The sequence below is a fragment of the Acinetobacter sp. UBA991 genome, from assembly GCF_002292065.1.
In the GTDB taxonomy this organism is placed as follows: Bacteria; Pseudomonadota; Gammaproteobacteria; order Pseudomonadales; family Moraxellaceae; genus Acinetobacter; species Acinetobacter higginsii.
In genome coordinates this window covers 40,517-65,760 of the sequence record NZ_DBBF01000041.1, presented here as the reverse complement: position 1 = coordinate 65,760, position 25,244 = coordinate 40,517, and the positions used below count along the sequence as shown (strand labels likewise).

19 protein-coding genes are annotated in these 25,244 nt (G+C 41.3%); 7 read left to right on the top strand and 12 right to left on the bottom strand.

Going from position 1 to position 25,244, the window contains the following annotated elements:
* Positions 1-16 precede the first annotated feature (16 nt).
* A complete protein-coding gene (locus B2727_RS16840; protein ID WP_033133202.1) occupies positions 17-724 on the bottom strand; it encodes a hypothetical protein in 708 nt (235 codons plus the stop codon).
* A 375-nt stretch (positions 725-1,099) separates the two neighbouring features.
* Between B2727_RS16840 and tssH the strand changes: the two genes are divergently transcribed.
* Genes tssH through B2727_RS16810 form a run of 6 tightly spaced genes read left to right on the top strand, consistent with a single transcriptional unit; the run spans position 1,100 to position 8,690 of the window.
* Positions 1,100-3,766 (top strand): type VI secretion system ATPase TssH, encoded by a 2,667-nt coding sequence (gene tssH, locus B2727_RS16835; RefSeq protein WP_033133147.1) that lies wholly within the window; start codon positions 1,100-1,102, stop codon positions 3,764-3,766.
* A 25-nt stretch (positions 3,767-3,791) separates the two neighbouring features.
* Entirely contained in the window at positions 3,792-4,889 is a 1,098-nt protein-coding gene (tssA, locus tag B2727_RS16830; protein ID WP_033133148.1) for a type VI secretion system protein TssA, read from the top strand.
* 16 nt (positions 4,890-4,905) lie between these two features.
* A complete protein-coding gene (gene tssK / locus B2727_RS16825) occupies positions 4,906-6,270 on the top strand; it encodes a type VI secretion system baseplate subunit TssK (RefSeq protein ID WP_005205118.1) in 1,365 nt (454 codons plus the stop codon).
* 10 nt (positions 6,271-6,280) lie between these two features.
* On the top strand, positions 6,281-7,087 hold the full coding sequence (gene icmH, locus B2727_RS16820; protein ID WP_033133149.1) for a type IVB secretion system protein IcmH/DotU: 807 nt from the start codon (positions 6,281-6,283) through the stop codon (positions 7,085-7,087).
* 10 nt (positions 7,088-7,097) lie between these two features.
* Positions 7,098-7,718, top strand: a complete 621-nt coding sequence (locus B2727_RS16815; RefSeq protein ID WP_033133150.1) for a hypothetical protein — start codon at positions 7,098-7,100, stop codon at positions 7,716-7,718.
* 3 nt (positions 7,719-7,721) lie between these two features.
* Positions 7,722-8,690, top strand: a complete 969-nt coding sequence (locus tag B2727_RS16810) for a M15 family metallopeptidase (protein WP_162180569.1) — start codon at positions 7,722-7,724, stop codon at positions 8,688-8,690.
* Positions 8,691-8,811: 121 nt separating this feature from the next.
* Here B2727_RS16810 and B2727_RS16805 read toward each other — a convergent pair whose 3' ends face one another.
* Positions 8,812-9,372, bottom strand: a complete 561-nt coding sequence (locus B2727_RS16805) for an undecaprenyl-diphosphatase (protein ID WP_005205123.1) — start codon at positions 9,370-9,372, stop codon at positions 8,812-8,814.
* A 159-nt stretch (positions 9,373-9,531) separates the two neighbouring features.
* Here B2727_RS16805 and B2727_RS16800 point away from each other — a divergent pair, with 159 nt between their 5' ends.
* Positions 9,532-10,296: a membrane protein gene (locus B2727_RS16800; protein WP_033133151.1), complete on the top strand. Its 765-nt coding sequence runs from the start codon at positions 9,532-9,534 to the stop codon at positions 10,294-10,296.
* 88 nt (positions 10,297-10,384) lie between these two features.
* Here the strand turns inward: B2727_RS16800 and posA are convergent, their stop codons facing one another.
* The 10 genes from posA to astA all read right to left on the bottom strand — a co-directional run bounded on the left by posA (position 10,385) and on the right by astA (position 25,240).
* On the bottom strand, positions 10,385-14,383 hold the full coding sequence (posA, locus tag B2727_RS16795) for a delta-poly-L-ornithine synthetase PosA (protein WP_033133152.1): 3,999 nt from the start codon (positions 14,381-14,383) through the stop codon (positions 10,385-10,387).
* A 162-nt stretch (positions 14,384-14,545) separates the two neighbouring features.
* The gene (locus B2727_RS16790) at positions 14,546-15,247 is read right to left on the bottom strand and encodes a PqiC family protein (protein WP_033133153.1); all 702 of its coding nucleotides are present in this window, start codon (positions 15,245-15,247) and stop codon (positions 14,546-14,548) included.
* Positions 15,244-16,902 (bottom strand): intermembrane transport protein PqiB, encoded by a 1,659-nt coding sequence (locus B2727_RS16785; RefSeq protein WP_164467921.1) that lies wholly within the window; start codon positions 16,900-16,902, stop codon positions 15,244-15,246. The genes B2727_RS16790 and B2727_RS16785 overlap by 4 nt, the downstream gene beginning before the upstream one ends.
* A 39-nt stretch (positions 16,903-16,941) precedes the next feature.
* A complete protein-coding gene (locus B2727_RS16780; RefSeq protein WP_033133154.1) occupies positions 16,942-17,721 on the bottom strand; it encodes a paraquat-inducible protein A in 780 nt (259 codons plus the stop codon).
* Entirely contained in the window at positions 17,718-18,368 is a 651-nt protein-coding gene (locus tag B2727_RS16775; protein ID WP_033133155.1) for a paraquat-inducible protein A, read from the bottom strand. The genes B2727_RS16780 and B2727_RS16775 overlap by 4 nt, the downstream gene beginning before the upstream one ends.
* Positions 18,369-18,683: 315 nt before the next feature.
* Positions 18,684-20,174, bottom strand: coding sequence for an amino acid permease (locus B2727_RS16770; protein ID WP_005205135.1), 1,491 nt, complete (start codon positions 20,172-20,174; stop codon positions 18,684-18,686).
* A 172-nt stretch (positions 20,175-20,346) separates the two neighbouring features.
* Entirely contained in the window at positions 20,347-21,321 is a 975-nt protein-coding gene (astE, locus tag B2727_RS16765; RefSeq protein WP_033133156.1) for a succinylglutamate desuccinylase, read from the bottom strand.
* Positions 21,322-21,354: 33 nt separating this feature from the next.
* Positions 21,355-22,695, bottom strand: a complete 1,341-nt coding sequence (astB, locus tag B2727_RS16760) for an N-succinylarginine dihydrolase (protein ID WP_033133157.1) — start codon at positions 22,693-22,695, stop codon at positions 21,355-21,357.
* Between the two features lie 32 nt (positions 22,696-22,727).
* Complete coding sequence (astD, locus tag B2727_RS16755) at positions 22,728-24,197, bottom strand: succinylglutamate-semialdehyde dehydrogenase (RefSeq protein ID WP_033133158.1); 1,470 nt, start codon at positions 24,195-24,197, stop codon at positions 22,728-22,730.
* Entirely contained in the window at positions 24,197-25,240 is a 1,044-nt protein-coding gene (gene astA, locus B2727_RS16750) for an arginine N-succinyltransferase (RefSeq protein WP_033133159.1), read from the bottom strand. Before astA ends, astD begins: the two co-directional genes overlap by 1 nt.
* Positions 25,241-25,244 lie beyond the last annotated feature (4 nt).

The following is a 25,244-nucleotide window of genomic DNA, read 5'->3' as shown; positions in this document are numbered from 1 at the left end:
TTTTCACCCTTGATTATTATTTCAACGAATCGAATGGATTCGAACCTGCCTTTTGAACAGTATTTGCTTGTTTGCTAACTGTTGGTGTTACAGCCGTTTGACGTTTCACCGGTGCAACTGTTTGAGTAACAGTACTACGTGTTGGTTGGGTTGTACGTACTTTTCTGTTCGTTGTGCGTCGCGTTGTGTTATTGGTCGACGTATTTCGCATCTCATTTTTGACTGACTCATCGGTGATCGCCTTGCTCGTTGAGGTATCTGGAGCAGGTAAAGCAACACGGATGCTGTCACTGAGCTGTTTTGCTGGTGGATAAGTGAGTTCATTACTCAAATAGCGCATTTCGCTTGAGCGCATATGTTGCAATGCTTCATTGGCAATTTGAACACTGGCTAAAAAAGTAACATCCGTTAAAGTAGCACCGCGTACATTTTGCTCTTGTAACTGCGTTGCCAGTTTTAAAGCATTCATCGGTTGCTTTAATTCATACATACGCATTGCTGCTTGAGCCAATAAATCGTTTACACGCGAAGCATTATCTTTGTCACAAACTTGTTGATAAATATCTAATAAAGCATGATCCGTTTGGTTTACTGCCAACGGATTCTGTTTTAGACATTTACTTTTTAACTTAATTGGTTTTATTTCTTTATCATCAGCAAAAGCCGAATTACCGATTAAACCTGCTGTTATACAAAGAATTGATATTACAATACCTTTTTTCAAAATATGCCTCGTCATTATTTAACTTATAATTGAAGAGCTGACAATTATTGTTAAAAAACCCTCTTACTCGTCAATTTTTGTACATTTACATCATTTCCGCGAATTTAACAAAAAAAACACATACAAAGTCAATACTAGTTACGTTTATTAACATTATTAAATTTTAATGACAGACATTCCTGTAAAAAAAAAATTTAAAACTGGTGCATTTTTTGTTTAAAAGTGACATTTTTTGTTGTAGAATAATCTGTATACTCGAGCAGAGTTATGTTAAGTTTTTGATTTTATTCAAAAAATATTTCTAGCAAAAACAACCATACCAAGTTAGAAGTTAGTAAATAGCACTTGGTATTTAAAAATTACTGTGAGTAATAAATGAGTAACTTAAAAGTTTTAATTACAAAACTATCAGCTCCTACTCGTACTGCATTAGAAAAGTCTGCAAACTATTGTATTAACCAATTAAATTATGAAATTGAGATTGAACATCTATTCGTTGAATTATTAAATCAAAACATAGTCAATGATTTACACATTTTATTAAAAAAAAATAATATCTCTGCTGATGCCTTAATTACTGATTTAAAAGAAACCATTGCTTCTTTACCTAAAGGTAATACCCGTACGCCCATCTTTGCAAAATCAATCATTCGGTTATTTGAACAAGCATGGTTACTCGCTTCTGCAGAACAAACGCCTTTAATACGTAGTAGTCATTTATTGATAGCATTGTTAACTGCGCCCGATTTACAACAAATCGCATTTAGAGCATCAAGCTTATTTGAACGTTTTCCAATCGATACAATGAAACATAAGTTTCTCGATATTTGTGAAAAAAGTAGCGAACAACCACAAACAGAAAACACCTCGAACAGTACTGAACAAACAACAAACACTGAATCTACTATCACGGCTGCAAAAACACCTGCCCTTGATCAATACACGATTAATCTGACTGAAAAAGCTCAAAATGGTGGTATCGATCCTGTTATTGGTCGAGAGTTTGAAATTCGACTCATGCTGGATATCTTGATGCGTCGTCGTCAAAACAATCCAATTTTGACGGGTGAGCCTGGTGTCGGTAAAACAGCAGTTGTTGAAGGATTAGCTTTAAAAATTGCACAAGGCTTAGTACCTGAAGCGCTCAAAAATGTACAGCTGCATAGTTTAGACATGGGTCTGTTACAAGCAGGTGCAAGCGTTAAAGGTGAGTTTGAAAATCGTTTAAAACAAGTGATTCAAGAAGTACAAGCCTCTGCTCACCCAATCATCTTATTTATTGATGAAGCACACACCATGATTGGTGCTGGTGGGCAAGCAGGACAAAATGATGCCGCAAACTTACTCAAACCCGCATTAGCACGTGGTGAATTAAGAACCATTGCAGCAACAACTTGGGCTGAGTACAAACAATACTTTGAAAAAGATGCAGCCCTCAGCCGTCGCTTTCAGGTGGTCAAAGTTGAAGAGCCAACCGAAGAAGTGGCGATCGATATGTTACGTGCCATGATTCCAGTGATGCAAAGTCACTTCAATTTACATATTGAAGATCAAGCCATTATTACTGCAGTTCAAGCCTCTCATCGCTATATCAGCGGTCGCCAACTCCCAGATAAAGCAGTGAGCGTACTCGATACCGCTTCTGCCCGTGTTGCTTTAACCCAGAATGCACAACCTGTAATTCTGGATCAACTCAAAGCACAACAACATAATCTTAAATTAGAACATCAAATTATTACCCACGAACATCAACAGTTCCCGATCCATCATGAACGGTTAGATGATCTTAATCAGCAACTTGCAAACTTAGACAAAGAAATTCAAGACACTGAAACTAAATGGCAGCAAGAACTAGCGCTGGTTAAACAAATCCAGCAATTGAATGCACATACAGAACAGGACAATAAGACACAAATTGCTTCACTAAGAGCGGACTTAGCACAATTACAAGGTCAAACACCTTTAGTATTTGAACGTGTCAATGCACAAATCATCAATGAAATCATTTCAGATTGGACAGGTATTCCAGTTGGGAAAATGGTGAATGATGAAATCAAACAAATTCTAAGCCTTGAGGACAAGCTTGGCGAACGCGTCATGGGTCAAGATTATGCGCTCACTCAATTGGTACAAGGCATTAAAACCTCTAAAGCAAAATTAGAAGATCCTAACAAACCACAAGGTGTGTTCCTATTGATTGGCCCAAGTGGTGTGGGTAAAACTGAAACTGCCCTTGCTCTCGCTAATGAGCTGTATGGCGGCGAAAATCACCTCATCACCATCAATATGTCTGAATATCAGGAAGCGCATACGGTCTCATCGTTAAAGGGTGCCCCTCCTGGCTATGTCGGCTATGGTCAAGGCGGTGTTCTCACCGAAGCCGTTCGTCGCAATCCTTATAGTGTCGTGCTATTAGATGAGATTGAAAAAGCACATAGTGATGTTCAAGAATTATTCTATCAAGTCTTCGACAAGGGAATGCTTGAAGATGGCGAAGGTCGTGTGATTGACTTTAAAAACACCACAATCATTCTGACCTCTAATACAGGCTCAAGTGCAATTATGCAGGCATGCTTAAATCAACCTGTAGAAGAATGGCCACATGCCGAAGACTTAATCGAACATCTAAAACCAAGTTTATATAAGCAGTTTAAACCAGCCTTTATTGGTCGTATGCGCATTGTGCCTTACTTCCCACTGCATGATGAGTTATTGGTTCGGATTATTAAACACAAGCTTGGGAAAATTGTTGATCGTATTGAAAAGCAGTATGCAACCAAGGTTCAGTATTCTGATGATTTAATCGAATTATTGTTAAGCCGTTGTACCGAAGTGGATAGCGGCGCACGAAATGTGGACAACATCCTCAACTCAACCGTCCTTCCTGCATTGGCAACTGAAATTTTAGTGGCTCTCGCGGAACATAAGTTACCAAAACTAATTGTGATTGATACTAAAGATGATGAAATTACCTATCAGTTAGATCCAGTTGAGAAAGTAACCAAGAAACGTTCAACTAAAAAAACCAAAGCTGAAGTGTAAATTTTAAGATTGAGCCAAATTTGTGATGCATATGGATATTTTATCTTTACTAACGCCTATTAATGAGCAGTCACCTTGTGGTGAGGATTACTCATTTTCAAATGAGTTTCATGCGATTAAAAAAGCAAAGACCCAAGATGATGTACTGCTTGATCAAGGTGACTGGGTCACTGAACCTAAACAGGCCGATTGGGACTTTGTTGCAACGACATCTATAGATTTACTCCAATCGAAAAGTAAAGATATCCGTTTACTCACTTGGCTCTCAGAAGCTTGGGCAAACCTTTATGGTTTTGCAGGAATTTCCAAAAGTCTCGAGCTTAGCCATCGCTTATTAGAACAATATTGGTTAACCCTACACCCTGAAGTTGAAGATGAGGATCTAGATCAACGTATTGGCTTATTACAGGGCTTGATTAACCAACTGCCGCTATTGATCAAAAAAGTTTCTTTGATCAATCATGCGCCTTATTACCATTTGCTCGACTACGACAACTTTCTTTATCACGAGAATATCCGTCGTAAACAAAGCGATGATTATGAGGGTTCAAGTGGTTCGACAGAATTAGAGCAATTCGAACAAGCCTTATCAAATACAGATAAAAATTTTCAGCGTCAAAACTATCAAAGTTTTAATGAGATCCTACAACAATGGGCAACATTGAAACAGGTTTTAGATGGTCTGCTTGGTTTAGACTCGCCGAGTTTTGCGGCAATCGATTCAAGCTTAGACACCATTCATATCACACTGAAAAAGATTTATAAGACCGATTTGTTTGAGCAACCGACTCAAACTGTCATTACTGAAATCGAAACATCGACAACGCCGATGGTACAACCCGTGACGACACAATCTTCTGCTCCCCAAAACCAGCTGTCTTTCCAGCCACAAGTTCAATCGCATGTCGAAAATCGCGAACAGGCAATGCGGGTATTGCAAGAAATTGCCACTTATTTTCAAAAGAATGAGCCGCATAGTCCTGTCAGCTATATGCTGCAGAAAACCATCAAGTGGAGTCAAATGCCGTTGCATGAATGGCTAACCCAAGTGATTAAGGATGAACATCCTTTACAAATGCTACAGGACACCCTTGGTGTTCAGCCAAAGAATGAATACGAATAATTGTTGGTAAATAAATATGTTTAAAGCAGAAAAGATTCTTTGGGGTGAAGGCTTATTTTTACGTCCTCAGCATTTCCAGATTCAAGACACCTACCATGAGCAACGCTTGAATCATACGATTCGAGCAATGATTCCACATGCCTACGGTGTGCAGAAATTAAAGTTCGATGAAGTTCAACTTTCTACTCATATTCTAGCTTTGCAAGAAGTCGAAATCATTTGGCAAGATGGTGAAATTTATCATGCGCCTGCACAAGACTTATTGCCAGAACCATTGTTATTAGATGACCTTAATCTACAAGGTGAAATGACGGTTTATCTGGCACTACCAATTTTGCAGGCCAATAAGAAAAACATTGCTGATGAAACACGCTCAGTGTCTAGTCGTTATCATAACTATTTGACTGAAACACATGATCTGTTTACTGATGCTAGCCCTGCTGAACTGAATTTGTTACGTCGTCGTGCCGAATTCAAATTGTTAGAACAGCATATTCAACCTAGTCAAAATTTAGATGGCTTCTTATATATTCCAGTCGCCAAGATTAAGCGTCAAAGCTCAGGTCATTTTGAGCTGGATAATAAGTTTATTCCACCTATTTTACATATCGCGGCTTCTGAATCTTTAATTAATAATTTAAAGCGTACGCTCAACGTTATTAAGGCAAAAATTAAAACCATTCAAAGCAACAATCGTGAAAATGAACAGAAACTCATTGAATTCCGTTCGGGTGATATCGTTTCGTTCTGGTTAATCAATGCTTTAAATACGGCTTATGCAGGCTTGAATCACCTGTTGCAATATCCATTGATCCATCCTGAGCGTTTATTTTCAGAATTATTGCGTTTAACTGGATCTTTACTGACCTTTTCGACTGCGTATGATGTGGATCATTTGCCACAGTATAAGCATCACCAATTACAAGACAGTTTCCAACAGCTTGATCTGATTCTAAGAGATTTATTAGACACCATTATTTCGAGCCGTTATTTCAGCATTGCTTTAAAAGAAACACGACCATCGTATTGGGTTGGTAGTCTTGAGTCTGACAAAATTACCCGTGACACTCGTCTCTATATTGCGGTTTCAAGCAGCATGATGCAAACCCATGAATTGATCCAGATCGTTCCATTGCGCTTTAAAGTGGGTAGTACAATTGATGTAGAACAACGTGTTATTGCCGCTCTTCCAGCGGTTCCACTCCATCATTTAATGCAGGTGCCAACTGCAATTCCAGTACGTTCTGGTGTCAGCTATTTTGAAATCGAACCACATCACGAATTGTATCAACGTATGCTTGAGTCAGAATCTATCTGTGTCTATGTACCAGCTGGATTCCAAGATATCAGTATTGAACTCATTGCCGTAATGAATAGTTAAGAGAATCACAATGACTCAACCAACAGGCATCCCCTCTTTATTTGATGATGGAAAAATTGGTTCAGGCTTCCCTACGTCTGACCAACCACAAAATAAAGTGCAAGCGACTAACTTGATTGATCTATTACATGATGGGTTCTATCTGGTTTTTTTACTTCGCAATCGCTATATACCTGCAAATCCAACTGATTTTCGTGAAAAAATTGTCGATTTATTGAACCGATTTGAGCAACAAGCCAAACGCTTACAATTTTCTGCTGATGATATTCACGACGCCAAATATGCATTTTGTGCCTTGATTGATGAAACCATTGCGACGCAACAGGATGCTGCCTATTTTAACTTACAGAATTCATGGCTGATTAGCCCATTGCAATTGAGCCTGTTTGGCTCTCAACTGGCGGGTTATCGTTTTTTTGAAATCTTGGAACAACTGCGCAGTCGTGGCAAAGACCGCCTAGCATCACTTGAGGTTTTCCACTACTGTCTCTTACTCGGTTTTCAGGGCAAATACCGTCTGGAATCTGTAGAAAGTCTAAATCACCTCGTGGCTCGTGTTGGAGATGAAATTGATTATCTCAAAGGGAAAAAAGCAGCATTTTCTCCTTTTGCCGCAATTCCTGACCATATTAAACACATTATTCATCACGAGTTACCCTTTTTCTGGATTCTAATCTTCTTGCTCATGTTTGCTGCACTCACTTTTGCAGGCTTAAAGTTCATGCTATCCAAACAGAATCAGAGTGCTTTAGCTCCTTATCAAAATGTGATTTCAGCACCTGCTGAAGAAGCACATATCACCATCCATTTGCCTTAGTTGATAACGTATGACTCAGGAAAGAGCAACTTCTTTACGCATATTACAGACCAATAAGAAAAAAACCTTATCGCCTGTCATTTATTTACTGATTGGATTTCTTTCAGGAGTTATCTTTGCAGCACTGGTTTTCTTTCTCTTATTTGTTACCGACTCGAGTAGATCCAATACAGCTACAACGCAACCAGAGCAAGCTGTAGAAGAAAATAATCCTGCTCAAGCCCATAATACCAAAACGACAACTCAAAGCTCAGAGGAAACGACAGCTAGTCATCATGAAACAGCCGAATCGGTAGAGGATAATAATTTCACTCAACCCGGTAGTAATGATTTAAATAAATTCTTCCAACGCACACCTCCAGCAGCTGCACCAACACCGACTGGACAGCACGTTTCCCCTTTTGCCAATGAGCCAAATGCAAAATCCACACAAGTTGTAGCGCCAACCAAACCTGTTTCAGGGAAGAATGAAGCAGTCCCTGCGGCAACAAATAAAGTGGTTAAAACTGCTCCTCAAACAACAAAGACTACAGCGCCTGCTAAAACACCTGAGGTAGAAGCGGAAGCACCTGAGGCAACGGTACAAATCAAAGTCACACAAAAGCCTTTTGCTGTGAATGAACTGCAATAAAGCATGATTTTTCTTATTTTCTTTTGCTTTGTCGCTGTCGCGATCGGATTAACCCTGCTCATGTCATATGAGCTGCGTTATAAATGCAAGCAGTTGTTGCAATCATTACTTCCAAGTAGCAAAAAGAAAATTGCCAATGCGATGCAGTTTGCAGAGAATATGCATCAAGCGGCCTCGCCAGAAAAATTACAATCGCATTGGCACTTACAACAATGGTGGATTTTAATTGCAGGTTTCTTTTTATTCGCCAGCATCCTGATTTTTGCGTTTACTCGCCCAATCAATTCCACACGAATTGAAGCTGAATATTTAAAAGAAACTGATCCGCAAATTTATACGCTACTCAATGGTGAAATGCTGAGTCCACCACCAGAAGTCGATGCCAACTTGATTGAAGATGCTATTGTCGAAGCAACTCGGCTTGAACAGGCCTATCAAGCCCAGCATCCAACAGATCCGAGTATTAATGCATCTCAAATTGAGATTCCACTTACACATTCACATGGTAGTTTTGATGTATCCATGGTAGATCGTAAATGGGACAAAATTAATCCTCGCTATAAGCAACGCCTACTGATGGTATTCAAAATCATGAAAGAACAGCACGGTTATGAGTTGGTGTTACTTGAAGGTTACCGCAGCCCAAGCCGCCAAAATATGCTTGCAGGGAATCCAAATACAACCCGTGCCAAAGGTTATCAAAGCTATCACCAATTTGGTTTAGCTGCCGATGTTGCTTTTAAACGCAACGGTAAAGTCGTTATCTCAGAACGTGACCCTTGGGCAATGCGTGGTTATCAACTCTATGGGCAAGTTGCTGAATCCGTTGGTTTAACTTGGGGTGGTCGTTGGAAATCTATTCAAGATTATGGTCATACCGAATACCGTATGCCAGGCTTAAGAAAAACCAAAGAAATGGCTGAACAACTCACTGCAGAAGGACAATTAACCGCCCGATCAGATGAGTCTTAAAAACAGATCTAAAGTACAATTAAATTAAATAAAGCCTATCTTTATAAATGGATAGGCTTTATTTTAATATCAAATTAGAATATTTCAATAAAATATAATTCACACTAAAATTAAAAAAATCTTAATCCACAACAGATATGGGAACTGTTTTTTTAACTTTAAAAATAAACTCCTTAAATATTATATTCATTCCTAATACCAGCATAAAAGCAATCACAAATGATCCAAGTACATCGAAAGGGAAATGGACACCAATATAAATTCTGGACCAACCTACAATTAAAGCCAATAGCAATGCTGCACTTCCAATTTTTCGATAACCAGACAGTAGATATGCAAATGCAATCGTTGCTACTGTCAAGGTATGCTGGCTTGGAAATGAAGAAGATGAACCATGTCCTGTCAGGATGTGTCCGATTCCCATGTCAAAAGGACGTGGATGGTAGTAGACCGAATGAATGATCTGAGTCACGAGTAATGAAACAACGATGGTGATAAGCATCTTGATAAACTGTACTCGGTATTTTTTATCCTTAAAAAACAATGAAGCAATTAAAAATACAAATAATACTGCAATTAAATTATGAGATGCGAATAATGCAGCTTTATCTAAAATAGGATTTTGAGTTGCAGCTGAGTTAATCCAATTAAATAAGCTGATATCGATCGTTTCAATTGACATCGTCAATCGTTCCATGATTATTTGACGATGTGAATATAAAAATATCAGCTTAAAATAAAATTAAATACGCTTAAAAACCAAACAAAATTACAATTTAGTTTTAAGTCGCTATTAATAAAAAAATCCTAAATTTGATCTACCCTTCAATTGGAATGAATTATGGATAACAAAAATAGGCTACCCGAAGTATTAAGCAAAGTGCCTGAAGTGACATTGCTGTTCTGGATTATAAAAATTGCAGCAACAACACTCGGTGAAACGGCTGGTGATGCTTTATCAATGTCGCTCAATCTGGGCTATATCTTAAGTACATGTATTTTTTCTATTATTTTTATTGGCTTTGTTTCACTGCAAATGAAAGCCAAAGAGTACAAACCCTTCTTATATTGGGCAACTATTATCTCAACCACAACACTGGGAACCACCATTGCTGATTATGTCGATCGCTCTCTAGACATAGGCTATCTCGGAGGGAGTATTATTTTACTCACCCTACTGCTTAGCTCGCTTGCGATCTGGTATTGGAGCTGTGGCAATATTGCGGTGAACAGTGTGCAGTCTGCAAAGACCGAAGCCTTTTACTGGGTCACCATTATGTTCTCTCAAACCCTAGGAACAGCGCTTGGTGACTGGACAGCAGATACCCAAGGACTAGGTTATACAGGGGCTGCCCTGATCTTTGGTTCATTACTGCTTATCTTGATTGTCTTGTATTATTGGACCAAGATCTCTAGAACATTTTTATTCTGGTCAGCTTTTGTTTTAACCAGACCTCTCGGTGCGGTCTTAGGTGACTTCTTAGATAAACCCCTTGATCACGGCGGATTGGATTTAAGCCGATTCGGTGCTTCTTTTGTATTATTGGCTTTTATCCTTGTTTGTTTAGTGTTTTTTAAATCCAAACCGGCTTCAACAACACATTAAATCTTTCGCTAATCCTCTTCGTTACACATATAGAAAAGGGACAAGAAAAACTATTTTCTTATCCCTTTTAGTGATCACTTATAAATGATTAGCTATGTTTCCAAGGTACTGCAGGTGAGCCAATCCATGCTGATTTTGCAGGAATATTCTCTCCTTTCATTACCAATGTCAGTGGACCCAATACCGCATGGTCAGCCACATTGGCATTGTATAAAATGATACTACGCGAATTCACTACCACATCACTGCCGATATTGACTTGACCAATTTTCATGATGCGGTCTTCAAATAAATGCGTTTGTGGCCCAGAGAAGCTGTTAAATTCTGCACGGTCTCCAATCTTCACACAGTCAAATTCAGTGATATCGGCGGTATCTAGATATACATCCTTACCAATCCCAACACCTAAAAGACGCAAGAAGAAAGGCAACATCGGTGTCCCTCTTAAATAATTCAAGAAGTTCGGAATCGCAACAGATTCATAGAGACTGGTAATGCCTTCAGTGAGCCAAACGAACATGGTCCACATCGGTGCTGAACGTGGTTGATAACGTCCAATTAAAGCCCATTTCAATACGGTCACGATGACAAAACAACCCACGCCGTATAACAATCCAGCCATAGTTAAAGCCAATAGCCCCATCGCAATACTATAGTCATTAATGACATCAATCACTTCTAAAACAATCATATAACCTACACCAATGGCGAGTGCTGTCGGTAATACAATACGTAAACCCTCAATCAAGCTTCGCATAAAACGGCGTTTGATACTTGGTTTAAAGGTAAGATGATCTGGATATTGCGCTGCTGCTTCACGCGCTGGCAACAATAAAGGTGGCGAACCGAACCATGTCTGACCTGAATACATTTCTCGGTTATCTGGCGTTTTTGATTGCACACCAATCAAAACATTATCCGGTAATACCGTACCATCCGCGATATAGGCACTATTCCCAACAAAGCTACGATTGCCAATTTGAGTCGATTTCAACGACATCCAGCCGCCTTTAATTTCTTCATCACCGAGCATCACCGCATCTGCAATAAAACTTTCTTCACCTAGAGTCAGCATTTCAGGAATTACACCTGTGGCAGTCGAAATTTCTGTATTTTTACCTACCTTTGCGCCCAACATACGAAACCATGTCGGAGCATATATGGTGGCGAACAAACCATGTAAAGTCTGTAAACTGGTCTCTAAAATCTGAGCTGCGAACCATTTACGATAATAAGTACCACCATGTATGGCATAAGTGCCTGTCTCTAAACGTGGTAATACAATCTTACGTATAGCCGATGAAATCAATGCGGTAATGACCATCATCATGGCACTGGCAGGAATGGCAAGGATGAAATAATACAGTGCGGTTTGAATATGGTTATTCGGATCAATATTAAACACATTGACATCTAACCAATCCACTAACAAGAAACTTGGGAAAATCGGAATAAAGAACAAACAGGCAATGATTAAAGCACTGACACTGTAATAGCCATATTCAGAAAATTTGCGCACTAAAGATAATTTTGGTCGTGCAGCTAATGATTCCAACTCATCAATATGGCCTATTTTTTTCGCTGGTGTTCCTTCCCAAATTTCACCTGCGGGTACCGTAGTGCCATATTCAATTGAGGTTAAAGCATTGACATGCGCTTGCGGTTCTAACACGGTATTTTCTTCCAATACTGCATAAGAGCCCACATAACTGTCTTTTTTGAGTTGGATTGAACCCAATACGAGATGTCCGTGCTCAACCTTGGCATTTTCCAGATTTACATTGGAACCAATACTGACCCCATCTTCAATCTGTAACAACGATGGCATCCGGATATGCACTGAGCTAATCGTGACATCATGCCCAATTTTTGCCCCAAGTGCTTTGAGATATAAATTCAGTAAGGTTGAACCAGAGAGTAGATATACAGGTGAAATACTGGTGATCCGATCAGCTAACCACCAACGGAAATAGGTCATTCCCCATAATGGATAACGACCTGCGCCAACCCCTAACATCAGTAACCGTTTTACTGTAATTGAAACTGCAAAACTGGCAATAATCACACTGATATACACCAGCAAAGACAACGCGATCGCATAAGGAATACTATCTCGTGTGCCGCCTGTGAAATAGTGATAAGTAAAGAATGGTGCCAACCATTGCAGAATATTGATCGAGATCAATACAGGGATCGTCACCGCCTGTGCAATCCCACACAGCCATTTATAAGCCTGATTACGTGGATTATCTTGTCCAATCTGCCGATCAAATAAGGAGGGTTCAGGTTGTTCTAACATTAAAGCTGCAATCGCGCCGACTTTTCTGGCCTGATATAAGCTTTGAATGGTCAGATGGCTATATTGAGGGTGTTCACGTAAATTCGAGATCAATACCGCAGCGAGTAAGGAATGGCCTCCGAGATCATCAAAGAAATCTGAGTCTAACTTCATTGGGATATTCGGAAATAAACGACCTAGAATCTCAAATAAAATCTGTTCAGCTTCATTCTGTGGCTGGTCAGATTCACTCCGATCAATCACACTGGTTAATGGGCGAGCTTTCAATGCCTTACGGTCAATTTTCCCAGACAACAACCGTGGCACTTCCTCAATAATTTCAAAACGATTAGGCACCATATATGGCGGTAAGCGTTGGCTCAAATGATGTCGAAGCTGTTTAATCTCAATGCTTTGTTTTGCCTCCAACTCAGGTGCAATGAAGGCAATCAACTGATCAATACCATCTTCCGCTCTTAGGATGACTGCTGCCGTACCAATTCCATCAAGATCGCATAGCGCTGCTTCAATTTCACCGAGTTCAACTCGGAAGCCTCGGATTTTAACCTGATCATCGGCACGACCTAAACAATGCACCTGACCAAATTCATCAATTTTGGCCAAGTCTCCAGTGCGGTACAAGCTGATTTCATCCTCATTATTTGCCCAAGGATTCTCAATAAATTTATCTGTAGTCAGATCAGGGCGTCCGAGATAGCCTGGAGCTACACTGGGGCCAAAGATACACAGTTCCCCTGTTTCACCTTGTGCCAGAAGTTCCCGTTCCGCATTAATGACCAACATGCCATAGTTGGGTAAGGGCTTGCCGATGGTGACCGGTTTGCCACGCTGCAACAGTTCCAGACTGGCAGTGACTGTGGTTTCGGTTGGTCCATAGGTATTAAACATTTGATGGTGTGGTAAGGCCCAACGTTCCACCAATGAATCAGGGCACATCTCCCCGCCCAGATTGATGATGCGTAAATTCGGAACATCTTCAGGAAATAAAGCCAGTAAAGTCGGCACAGCATGTAATACGGTAATCTGTTGCTGTTTCAATGTTTGGCAGAGTCGCTCTGGATCACTGACTAAGGATTTTGGTGCAATCCACAAGCTTGCGCCGACGAGGTAAGACAACCAGATTTCTTCAAAGGACATATCAAAAGCAACCGAGAAACCTTGATAGACCTTATCCTGCTCTTGAATCCCTAAAATACTGTTTTCACTACGTAGGAAATGACAGATATTCTTCTGGGTAATTACAATCCCTTTCGGCTTTCCTGTCGAACCCGAGGTATAAATAATATAGGCAGGCTGTTCAGGTGAGGTTTTGGCTAATTCCACAGTCTCATGCAGTGGTCGCTGCAATTCAGTATTGGTCCATTTCGTTTGTGGGACTTCTTGTAAGTGTTCATACCATTCATCACTGGTAATCATCCCCACTGCAGTAGCATCTTCAAGACAGACGGCAATTCGGTCTGCAGGTGTATCCATATCAAATGGTAGCCAAGCCGCACCACTTAAACAAATGGCTAACTGTGATTTTAATAATTCAATACCACGAGGTAGCCATAAACCAACAATATCACCCGCTTTAATTCCTTCCAGGGTCAGATGCTGTGCCATCAATAAAGCTTGTTGATATAACTCGCCATAGCTCAACGTTCGTTCAGCTTCAATCAGGGCGACTTTTTCAGGAAATGTTTGTGCTGTTTCAATAAAAATATCAGCAAGGACTTCATGCTGTAAAAATTCTGGGTGGTGCTTACCACGAATAATATTTTTTGCGCTCATCACACATTGATTCATTTTTATGCTCTCTTTAATGTTTTGATTTAGCCAAAGACGAAATGAGGTATTCGTTGGTAAATTAAAGAGAGCAACTTAAAACAACATTAAACTGTGATGTCTGAATAAACAATAAAACCTGAACAGAACAAAAGTGATCAATCTGACCACTTTTTATTCAAATTATGAACAAATTACCCCATTTATGTTAGGTGAGGTTTTTGCATCTAAGGACACAATTGACAGCGCCATTGCATCAATAACTCGACTCAATGAACTACTCGCACCACTCACAATATCTTGTATCTGATTGTTCTTACCTGATACTGGCTGAGTAAACGTCATACGGCATGCCAACTGCTGATTTTGGGTTGAGTTCTGATCTAAGGTGATATTCGGATCATTACGTTTAATGATCCAGGCAACAGAAACTTCAACATTTTTGTTGGCGATATCGGATGTATTAATAATATCAAAATGTGAAAAATCAGTTGCAACCCGATAAGACACCTTGCCGCCCACCATACCGCTGTTATAACGATCAACCGCACCAAGTTTTTGCTGTAAACCTGCAGACAGGTTATCTCTTAATTCAGCCCCAAGCGTAGACGTCCAACGCTCGTTTTCCATAATTTTAGATTTACCCGCTGCATCCTGTATCACGATAGGCGCACGATTGATACGATCTGGCAATCCAACAGGCAATACTTCAATGACTCTGACCTTTGAACTTGGCAATGGAGAAACTTTGCTTGCCAAGGTGTAATAGTTCGGTGTGGGAGAACCCGAACAAGCTGTGAGCAACACCGCAGCAGATAAGATGCTCACGCTGCTGAGCACTCCTGCTACAGCAGATGAATGTTTAGCGATGATTGTTCTTATCATTTGTTTGCCTCTGCTTTTTTACCCCGAATCAATGATTCAGGATGCTGTTCAATATAATCAGCCATTAATTGTAAAGATGCCGCAGCTCGAGTCATTTGCTGCAATGCTTTACGGACATCCTGCTGCATCGGTGCATCACTGGATAAAATGGATTCACTCGATTGCATGGTTTTACGCACATCATTCAGCGTCGCTTGTAAACCAGGTGCGACTTTGCCATCCAACTGTTTTACCAGTTTGTCAGTCGACTCAATGGTGGTGTTCATATTATTAAGCGTCTTACGAACATCTTGTCCAATTTCTTCGAGTGGGAACTTACTCACTTTATCCGCGATTTGTGAAACTTGTGCCTGTAAGCCACTCAACTCTGTTGCCGTGGTTGGTACTTCAACACGTCCATCTGGTCTCGTGATTAAAGACGCGGCTTTGGCTTTTGGAAACTTATCAAAGGCAATATAGTTCTGACCTGTTAATAAATTACCTGTCCGCATCTGCGCACGCCAACCTCTCTCGATAAAGTATTTAAAAATTTCGCCATCTGGATCAAGTTCTTTGCCATGCGCTAAACGCGATGGATAAATCACTGCATCCACGCGCATTCTTAAATGCGTATAAGACTGATCAAATTCGACGTTGATTGCTTTGACATTACCAATCTCAATGCCCATAAAGTCAATTGGTGCACCCGCGGTTAAACCACGAAGTGAATGATCAAAGTACATAATAATTGGACGCGGCTTACCATCAGGCTCCTTCATCGCCTCTTTGCGAGAGTCTGATAAAGTAAAATAACTATTGTCTGGTGCAATTGCTCCAGCAGAATTTTCTGGATAACCAAAGGCAATACCACCCGCAATAATACTGGCCAGTGATTGCGTATCCAGATTAAATCCTGATGCATTTAAGGTCACATCAACCCCACTGGCCTGCCAAAAACGCGCATCTGTGGTTACGAACTTATCGTAAGGAGATTGGATAAAGGTTTGTAGTTCAACACTTTTCCCATCAGCTGCTAATTTATACGCTGTAATCTGCCCGACATTAATTCTGCGATAGTAAATCGGCACGCCAACATCAAGTGACCCCAAGTCCTGTGCTTTTAAGAAAAAGACCTTGCCTGGTATATCCGATGACACTACAGGTGGAACTTCAAGCCCAGTAAAATTCTCTTGCTTCTGTTCAGCCTTCCCACCATCGACTTCAATGTATGCCCCTGAGAGTAAGGTATCAATACCCGAAATACCACCCGTTCCTACTCGCGGTCTCACCACCCAAAAACGCGAATCTTTGGCAGCAAAATTACTGGCATCTTTACGTAATTCGATTTTGGCAATGACATGAGATCGGTCATCCGAAAGATCAATTTGTCGAACCAAACCAATATCGACCTGCTTATAACGTACCGTGGTTTTCCCTGCAACCAAGCCTTCTGCTGTTCGGAAAGACACTTCAATGGTTGGACCTGTATCCAAAACCGCTTTTGCTGCAAGCGAAAGTGCGATTAAAAGCGCAACAAATGGAACCAGCCAAATCAACGCAGGTCTCCAACGTCCCTTCTTTTTTTCAGGCTCGTCGAAGATTGCATCGTTCTGCGTTACCACCGTAGTGTTTTCTTCAGAATCTTGGCTATTCGGGGTATTTTCTGACATAGTGATCTTTCTTTTATAGGTCAAAAATAAGGCTCATCGTCAATCTTAACTTTTTAATTGATGAATCGCCGTTCCTTTCAAATGATTTGATTGTTGAGCATTCGCGTGACGCGCCTTGAAATAATTGTCCCAAATAATTCTGGGGTCGAAACTGAGTGAAGCAAACATGGTCAAAACCACTACAGCACCAAAAGCAACTGCGCCAGGCCCTGCCAAAATAGTTGCCAATGACTGAATTTGAATCAATGCAGTCAGCAATGCAACCACAAAGACATCAATCATGGACCAACGCCCAATAAATTCAACAATGCGATACATCAGCGCACATTGTTCAGGGGTAAAATGCCATCTTGAGGAAGATTGCATATAGACTGAAATTAATAAAAAAATCAGAATCAATAATTTTAAAATCGGGATAAAAATACTGGCCATAAAAATAACCACAGACACCAGATAATCACTATTTTGCCAGAAATAGATCACACCACTAATAATGGTATCTTGCTGACGCCCCAACAAAGAATCTGTTACCGTCATGGGGAGTACATTGGCAGGTATATATAAAATTGCTGCAGCGACCACCAAAGCAAAAGTACGATTTAAACTTTGTGGTTTACGTGAGTGCAAGGTACTTTTGCATCTTGAACATTGAGCATGATTTTGCTGATCTGCGTGACTTGCTACAGCATTCAGTAATCCACAGCAATGACATTGAATGAGCCCAACCTGTTTTGCCCTGACATAGTTTTTGATCTGTAAATCAACATCGGAAAGCTGTTCTACAATTGAACCAATCTCGGTGTCATGGTCGTGTTTTTGCTTCATCCAAGACTCCGATCAACTTCATCCCAGATATCTTTAATCTTGACCGAAGCAATATAGACCAAAAGCACGCTCAATAATGTAAATGCCCAGAGTGCAACACCAGGAATAACGGTGACCATGCCCACAAGTTTGACCAAGGTTACCAGTACACCAATTAAAAAAACCTCAACCATACCCCATGTCCGAAACAGAAATAAGGCTCTCAGTGCCAAAGTCAAAAATTGAGGCCTGACCTTCAACACACTAATAAAAAAAAGCACATAGCTCAGCAATAACAGCTCAACCAAAGGCACAACAAAAGTTGTAATCAGAATCAAAACACCAACCAAGGCACGATCAATATGAAACATGGTCCATGCAGCACCGATTAAAGTGGTCTGAGAGGTATTGCCCTGTAGCTCAACAATGACGATGGGAAAACTATTGGCAATCACAAAAACAATCAAAGCAGTAATGACCAAGGCAAGCAAAGAAGAAAAAGATCGACTTCGACGATATAACTCCGCACCACAACAGGTGCAATATGCCCGTTCACCCGATGCAAGCTCAACCCTGCGATATATTGCATCGCATTCTTCACAACCCGCCAGTTCAGTGAGTCTGACTTGCTGACCAATCACTACGGATGGATTATTTTTATTCGCCATAAAGTCAAACTCATCACACAGATTCTTTGTTGTTTAAGAAATCGACTTAACCCATTTATACCTTTTATTTTTGCAATCACAACCACGGACTGTATTTCTTACACAATATGTAAACAAATCATCATCTAAAAGCATTCTCAATCCTATTAGTTGATGGCTTATTTAATCTTTATCAGAAAGAACAAAGCTCAAGTACGGGTTAGTCTATCACCAAGCGCACAGCAGCCCTATTATCCTACATAAAAAAGACGAATAGGTTGCAGATCACGCCTACAACCTATTCGTCTATATATTTATTTTAAATAAAAGTTTTACTTAAACGGCTTTATTTTTATAAAAAATATTGTAGCTTGCATAGCAGGCAATAATAAACAGGACACAACAGACGAAGCCCACTTGCATCGATGGATCGGTCACCATACTAATACAGGTGATCACACAGAATACACCACCTAAAATCGGGGTGAGTGGGAATAATGGTGCAGCAAATTTTAAGTCTTTGACTGTTTTACCCGATTTGATCCATTGTCTGCGGAAGTTAAATTGGGAAACACAAATCGAAATCCATACCACTACCATGGTAAAAGCGGCAACACCCAATAAATTTTTGAAAATCGTTTCAGGTGCAAAATGTTCCGATAGCAAACCTGGAATCGCGCCAAACATGGTCACAATAATCGCGATAATCGGTGTGCCTGAACGGGTTAATTTTGAAAACACCTTCGGCAACTGATTCTTTGCAGACAATGACCACATCATCCGCGATGCTGCAAATAAACCTGAGTTTGCAGCAGATAAAAGTGCCGTAATAATCACAAAACGAATAATGTCTTCCGCATATGGAATCCCAATATAATTAAATACGGTAACGAATGGACTATTACTGACACTGTTGGCATTTATACCTGCCATTTCATAAGGCAGTAATGCACAAATCACCACAATGGTACCCACAAAGAAAATCAATAAACGCCAGATCGCGGCATTGATGGCTTTAGGTACTGTTTTCGCAGGTTCTTCTGCTTCACCTGCAGCGACACCAATCAACTCTGTGCCAGAGAATGCAAAGTTCACGATCAACATGGTCGCGAAAATTGGGAAAATACCATTTGGAAACCAGCCATGTTCCGTCAACTTACTGAACAGCGGTGCAGACTCATGCCCATGATAAGAAATAAAGCCAAAGATAGCGGCTAAACCCAACCCAATAAAACAGATAATAGTCAGAACTTTAACCAAAGACAGCCAGAACTCTGACTCAGCAAATAGCCGTGTCGAACTGACATTCAAGCTAAACACCAGCCCTGCAAATAATAAGGTCCACGTCCACATGGAAATAGACGGAAACCATTCCTGCATCAGTAGAGCCGCAGCGGTAAATTCAGTCCCCAAAGTTGCAGTCCACGTTAGCCAATACAACCACGTGATCATATAGCCTGTGCCTGGGCCAATATAAGTTCTGGCATATTCACCAAAAGAACCTGAAACTGGCATTTGTACAGCGAGTTCACCTAAACACAACATCACCATGTATGCAATTACACCACCCAATAGGTAAGAGAGAATCGCACCGACTGGACCAGCCTGAGAAATGACATCGCCAGAGCCTAAAAACAGCCCTGTTCCAATTGCACCACCTAAAGAAATCATCACCAAATGACGTTTGGTCATGGCACGTTTCAATGGTTTACCCACTTCAATCTCTGCGCTCGAAGTTTCCGATAAACTGGCAACATCCTGCTGCGGTACATATTGTCCACTCAGGGCTTGGCCTGAGGGAAATGTCTTTTCGTTATTGTTACTCATACACGGTCACTCCAACTGTATTCTTATGACAACCTGTCCTTGCTGTTTCACTTTCATAAAAACGAATATCTAAACGATATTCTTTGACACGCTTTGTTCTATTGAACATCCATATTCAAACTCCATTTCATTTATTCCTTGCCGACAGTTAAACTGTTAAAACGGCGACTGTTTATTCAATTTCTTTTAAAATCAGCCCTGCTCGAAGCCCTGTTTTTACCTTAGGGTTTGGAAATAAAATCCAGACTTGTTGATCATGCGCAACATAATCCCCAGCCTGTTGTGTTGCAATCAACTCGTCTTTCTGAAAAGTAGAAAAGTTTGGTGCGTCAGCACTCAATTTGAGTTGAAAATCTTCACTTTGTTTTAAGATTGAATCCACCACCTTAAACTGTCGAATGTCGGATTTCTGTCTGATCGGCAATGCTTGATCTGCAAGAACTGCGCGCAGCATCTGGTCAGTACTGGCAAACTGGGCTAAATCATTGGCCCCAAAAGGTTTGGCCTTGCCTAGCTCCAAAGTACTACTCGCTGCTTGAAATTTTTCAGCCGTAAAATGAGTAAAGGTTTTGCCTGCGGCATTGTGATAGACCAAAGCATCCAAATCAGCAGCCTCTAGACTTTGAATAAGGAACTCATCATAAGGCTTGCTTTGATATGGAAATAGGGCAAAAACAGGCAGCAATGAGGCACGAATTGCCGTATGCAGATCATAATGATAGCGCTGTGCTTGCGGCTGACTTTGTTCAAAAAACTGTGCTGTTACTTGCTCTAAGTGAGCAGCCCGTTCGGTTTCCTGATCTTGGGCTAAGTGCTGATAGGCACCACAAAACATGCGGTTCATATCATTTTCAAGATAGCGCATCCCATGTCGAATCGCTTCAGGATTACCCAACACAAACAGTACCCGTACTGCAAGCGTTAAACGCTCGGCAAATAGGTCATGAATAATTTGGTCCAATAGCTCGATCGGTGCAGTTTCATTGCCATGAATCCCAGCAGAAAGCAGCATGGTCTTTCCATAGTTTGTCTTCGGTGTACATTGCAATAGCCCTTCACCCAACCACTGCCATGTAAATCCCGTCGTCTCACCTTGCATCTGCACAGGCATTCGTTGCGTTAAAGTCAACGTTAATAGATCAACCATGTACTTTCATCCTTAAAAGCCGTTGTTTACTGTTTATCTTTGGAAGTGATAAACCGAACCTAAAGCTAAAATTTTGGTTAACTCATCTAATGCGGTACGGCTCTCGATCAATAAACTTGGATCGGCCAAATCGTCTTGTGTTAACTCATCACGATAATGCTGATCCACCCACTGATTCAGCGTTTTGAATAATGCATCATTCATAAACAGGTTTGGATTCACCGCATTCAGTTCCGCTTCATTCACGGCAACACGTAATCTCAAACATGCAGGTCCACCGCCATTACGCATACTTTCACGTAGATCAAACACCTTAATGTCATCAATTGGCGTACCCATTTGAATCATGTCATTCAAGTAGCTCCATACCGCCTTGTTGTGACGTGATTCCTCTGGTACCACAATGCTCATGCCACCATCTGCACGGGTCAAAATCTGGCTGTTGAACAAATAAGTCGAGACTGCATCTTCAACGCTGACACGATTGTCAGGGACTTCAATCGAGATAAAATCTTGTTCGATCCCCGCCATCTTGTGACGAATTTCATTCAATGCACCAGCTTGATTTAAAAAGGCTTGCTGATGATGGAACAAGACCTGTTGATTACTCACCGCAATCACATCGTTATGAAATACACCTTGATCAATCACATCTGGATTTTGCTGAATGAACACGGTTCGTTTCGCATCTAAACGATGTAAACGAGCAATTGCCTCACTTGCTTCACGGGTTTGACGCGCAGGGAATTTCTGCGGTGCAACCGTTCCACCCAGTTGTTGCTGTCCATAAACAAAAACCTGTACACCCGCCTGATCATATCCACCACCAAGGCGGTTATGATTGGCTGCCCCTTCATCACCAAATAAGGCGGCTTCAGGCAGTGCTTCATGATGCGCGAAATATATATCATTATTGAACATCGCTTGAAGAATACGCGTGGTCGTATGGTGCTCAATTGATCGATGGAACTTATTATTTAAGTTTGCAGCGGTAAAATGCATGCGTTTGTCAGCACTATCTGCCGATGGTGACACCGTACACGAGTTGGCCGTCCACATCGATGAGGCTGAACTCAATGACGATAACAAGGCCGGTGCAGTACGCATCGCTTGGGTAATGACATCAATATCACTGCCAGTAAAACCCAAACGGCGTAACGTTGGTACATGCGGACGCTCTTGTGGGGCAAACACACCCTGCTTGAGTCCTAAATCCGCAAGGGCTTTCATTTTCTTCAAGCCTTGTTTTGCAGCCAGCTTAGGATTTGACGCGTTATTACGGTTCTTGGTTGATGCGACATTCCCAAACGACAAACCCGCATAATGATGGGTCGGCCCCACTAAACCATCAAAATTAATTTCATAACCTGACATTTTATTCTCCCTGTGTCCCGATACGAGCCGAATTACAGCACAATGCCCGGTGATAATTTTGAAGGTAAAGTAACGCTGTCACTTTCCAGTGAAGCCATAGGCCATGCACTATAGTCTGCTGCATAGAAGGCACTGGCACGATGGTTCCCAGACGCCCCAACACCACCAAATGGTGCGGCACTTGAAGCACCTGTTAATGGTTTATTCCAGTTCACAATGCCTGCACGCGCTTCAATCAGTACACGATCAAATAAATCACGCTCAGGTGAAACCAAACCCACCGCCAAACCAAAACGAGTGTTATTGGCAATGTTTAAGGCCTCATCGAAACTGTTATAGCGATAAATCGTGGTGAGTGGACCAAAGTATTCATCATCAGGGATATCGGTCACCTGAGTAACATCTAAAATACCTGCGGTCAGCAATGAACTATCGGCTTGTGGACGAGTCATTTCTAAAAGAGGTTTTGCACCCAAAGCAATCAGTTTGCTTTGCGCCGCTAACATTTGTTCTGCTGCATGTGCAGAAATCACCCCGCCCATAAAGGGTTGCGGTTCAGCATTCCAGCTTCCTACGACTAAGTTCTTCGCTACTTCAACAAAACGTTGAATGAAAGCATCACCATTGGCACCATGTTTAACAATAATACGACGTGCACAAGTACAACGTTGCCCCGCAGAAACGAAAGCGGATTGAATCGCTAAATTCACCACCGCATCAACATCGCTGGCTTCATCAATGATCAGGGCATTATTGCCGCCCATTTCCAAAGCAAGAATTTTTTCAGGTGCACCTGCCATTTGTTTATGCAAGTGATAGCCTGTATTGGCACTGCCCGTAAACAGTAAACCGTCAATTTGTTCTGCTGCTGCAAGTGCTTCACCCGTGCTGCGTCCACCTTGTACGATATTCAGCACCCCCTTTGGTAGACCTGCTTGCTGCCATAATTTTGCAGTTTCTTCAGCCGTCCAAGGCGTGAGTTCACTTGGTTTAAACACCACGGTATTACCCGCAATCAATGCAGGCACAATATGACCATTTGGCAAATGACCCGGGAAGTTATACGGGCCAAATACGGCGAGAACACCATGTGGACGATGACGTAGTGAAGCCACGCCATCTGGCATTTCAGTTTCGCTAAAACCTGTCCGTTGATGATAAGCACGAATCGAAATCGCCACTTTGCCAATCATCGATTGCACTTCGGTCAAAGTTTCCCAAAGTGGTTTACTGGTTTCTTGGCTAATCACTTCGGCCAATTGGGTTTTATGCTGTTCTAATAATCCAGCAAAACGTTCAATTGTCGCGATACGCTGTTCTAGTGGCAAACGTGCCCATGCAGGAAATGCCTGACGCGCTGCATCGCAAGCCAGTGCAACATCGGCTGGGCTTGCTTCATGCCCCGCCCAAATTTGCTGATTGCTCACCGGATTGGTTTTTTCGAATGCGCTTCCTTGTCCCTGGACCCAAGCACCATCAATTAATAATGCACCTTGTGACATTAGTTATTCTCCATTTTTTCTAATGCTAAGACACGGACTTGATCGTGTTCAGCAATATTCAGTGCCTGTGCTTGTGTTGCCGTCATATACAAAGTCTCACTTTCATCAACTTTGTTATTGACCAGCAACACGGCGTAATCTTGGTATTGGTCATTGGCAACCAAAAAATGTGTCTCAGTACTTTCGACTTGCTCAGTAAGTTTAACTTTGAGCAAGCGGCTCTCTTTCACCGCCCGTAACTCAGCAGTATTGGCTTCAAGTGTTGGCCCAGCATCGAAAATATCAACATAACCTTGATATTTAAGACCTTCTGACATCAACACTTTTGCCGCAGGCAGCGTATGTGGGTGTACTTCTGCAATCACCTCACGTGCCTCTGAACTCAGTAAGTCAACGTAGACTGGAAATCTCGGCATTAGCTCTGCAATAAAGGCTTTTTGCCCCACACCACTGAGATAATCTGCGGCAGCAAAATCCATATTGAAGAATAAATAGCCCAAGGAATCCCAAAAAGGTGACTGTCCGTTTTGATCCGAGAAACCACGCATTTCAGCAATCAATCTTTCTTCGAAAAACGAGCGGAATGCAGCAATAAACAGAAAACGAACTTTGGATAAAAATTTACCGTTTTGGTTTTTGCGATATTCAGGATCAAGGAACAAGGTACAGAGTTCACTACACCCAGTATGGTCATTACTTAAAAACAGGGTGTCTAATGTCTTATACACATTTAAGGCTTTAGAGGCGTGCACCTGTTTTGCCACACGAAAGTTGTAGAACGGTTCATTCAACCCGACCGCAACTTCAATTGCACTCACACCCACAATTTTGTGAATGCTGGTGTCTTCCAATACAAATAGATAACTTGCCTCGCACTTTTCGGATAAGCCGTCTAAAGTGCGAGTGGTACGTGTAATACGTTCAGCCAAGATTTCTTTATTTTGTGGTAAGGAAGTCAGGCCAATGCCAGACTCCCCCGCTCGTTGCGCTAAACGATAAATATCATCTAAGTCCCGATGCGCTGCATGTCGAACAATCATCATGGGT

Coding starts and splice junctions, on each gene's coding strand:
- tssH (WP_033133147.1), top strand. CDS start 1,100: ATGAGTAACTTAAAAGTTTTAATTACAAAACTATCAGCTCCTACTCGT.
- tssA (WP_033133148.1), top strand. CDS start 3,792: ATGCATATGGATATTTTATCTTTACTAACGCCTATTAATGAGCAGTCA.
- tssK (WP_005205118.1), top strand. CDS start 4,906: ATGTTTAAAGCAGAAAAGATTCTTTGGGGTGAAGGCTTATTTTTACGT.
- icmH (WP_033133149.1), top strand. CDS start 6,281: ATGACTCAACCAACAGGCATCCCCTCTTTATTTGATGATGGAAAAATT.
- B2727_RS16815 (WP_033133150.1), top strand. CDS start 7,098: ATGACTCAGGAAAGAGCAACTTCTTTACGCATATTACAGACCAATAAG.
- B2727_RS16810 (WP_162180569.1), top strand. CDS start 7,722: ATGATTTTTCTTATTTTCTTTTGCTTTGTCGCTGTCGCGATCGGATTA.
- B2727_RS16805 (WP_005205123.1), bottom strand. CDS start 9,372: ATGTCAATTGAAACGATCGATATCAGCTTATTTAATTGGATTAACTCA.
- B2727_RS16800 (WP_033133151.1), top strand. CDS start 9,532: ATGGATAACAAAAATAGGCTACCCGAAGTATTAAGCAAAGTGCCTGAA.
- posA (WP_033133152.1), bottom strand. CDS start 14,383: ATGAATCAATGTGTGATGAGCGCAAAAAATATTATTCGTGGTAAGCAC.
- B2727_RS16790 (WP_033133153.1), bottom strand. CDS start 15,247: ATGATAAGAACAATCATCGCTAAACATTCATCTGCTGTAGCAGGAGTG.
- B2727_RS16780 (WP_033133154.1), bottom strand. CDS start 17,721: ATGAAGCAAAAACACGACCATGACACCGAGATTGGTTCAATTGTAGAA.
- B2727_RS16775 (WP_033133155.1), bottom strand. CDS start 18,368: ATGGCGAATAAAAATAATCCATCCGTAGTGATTGGTCAGCAAGTCAGA.
- B2727_RS16770 (WP_005205135.1), bottom strand. CDS start 20,174: ATGAGTAACAATAACGAAAAGACATTTCCCTCAGGCCAAGCCCTGAGT.
- astE (WP_033133156.1), bottom strand. CDS start 21,321: ATGGTTGATCTATTAACGTTGACTTTAACGCAACGAATGCCTGTGCAG.
- astB (WP_033133157.1), bottom strand. CDS start 22,695: ATGTCAGGTTATGAAATTAATTTTGATGGTTTAGTGGGGCCGACCCAT.
- astD (WP_033133158.1), bottom strand. CDS start 24,197: ATGTCACAAGGTGCATTATTAATTGATGGTGCTTGGGTCCAGGGACAA.
- astA (WP_033133159.1), bottom strand. CDS start 25,240: ATGATGATTGTTCGACATGCAGCGCATCGGGACTTAGATGATATTTAT.